The 1,051-nt window shown below is 32.8% G+C and carries 2 protein-coding genes; both read right to left on the reverse strand.

Annotated features, from left to right (window positions below):
- A partial coding sequence (locus JF818_RS07270; protein ID WP_198891365.1) for a hypothetical protein occupies nt 1–574 on the reverse strand: 574 nt, incomplete at its 3' end.
- 125 nt (nt 575–699) lie between these two features.
- Nucleotides 700–1,051, reverse strand: a 352-nt coding sequence (locus JF818_RS07275) for a hypothetical protein (RefSeq protein WP_198891366.1), incomplete at its 5' end; no start/stop codon positions are given.

Below are 1,051 nucleotides of genomic sequence, written 5' to 3' on the forward strand. Positions count from 1 at the left end.
CTTGAACGATGATACTTAATTTGACCTTTGGAGTAAGGCAGTTCCTTAAAGCCAATATCAGATGATACATTTCATGCAACAGACGATCAATTGGTGGCAGTGTGAACACCATTCTCATAGTTTGATCTTTATTACTGAGTAACACGTCTCTTACTGCATTGTTATAGGTGCTAAATATCGCAGACGTAATAATCGTAATTACTTGCTCTAATTTTTCGCCTTTTCTTACTTCAAAATATTTGTTTTTATACATATTGGCTATATGACTCTTTTCTAATGATGTGTCATATAATGCTAAAAACATTCTTTCAATATGTTCTATTTTTTCTCGATCAGCGATATCCACATAACTGGTTTTATAAAGATGTTCTAGCTCTTCTTTATCTGAACGATCAAATAAGGTAGCAGAAAGTACTTGATCAGCAATTTCTGAATCAAAATTCCTCTCACCATGAACAAGTGAGAGCATTAATAGATAGTCCATATGAATATTCGCTGCTAACGATTTGATTGTAATTTTTCTCTCTTCTAGAAACTCTCGTAGATGATCATGAAACCACTTGATACTTGACATATAACACCTCAACCTAATTTCAGTATAGACTAAAATAAAGTAGTTGTGTATAAAAACAAGTACGAAACAAGCAAATATACACATTATGTAGTGTCGTAGTTTACATATTGTTATATTGCTGCATATTAATGTAGTGTATCCAATCGTATCATAGAACCAAAATACTCATCATATACACTTATAATCGTCTCATTGACTATTTCTAAATGTAAAATGGTGTTATCATCTATCTCATCTAGCAACACTTCTTTACTGACTATTTCACCATGAGGTCCAATAACAAACTCCGTTTCTGAAGTCACATGTAACTTTAAAACTTCTCCTGTCTGTTTTAAAACAATATTATTTTGATCTTCCACCAGCCATAGTTCTCCCAGTTGAATGGGTTTGTTCTTAGCTTTATCCCAATAGATTGCCAAAGCGACTTCGAAAACATCTCCTTGATGACTTACTAATTCACCCAGTATATATCTATGC

It is taken from the genome of Sphaerochaeta sp. S2, from assembly GCF_016406725.1.
Classification (GTDB): domain Bacteria; phylum Spirochaetota; class Spirochaetia; order Sphaerochaetales; family Sphaerochaetaceae; genus Sphaerochaeta.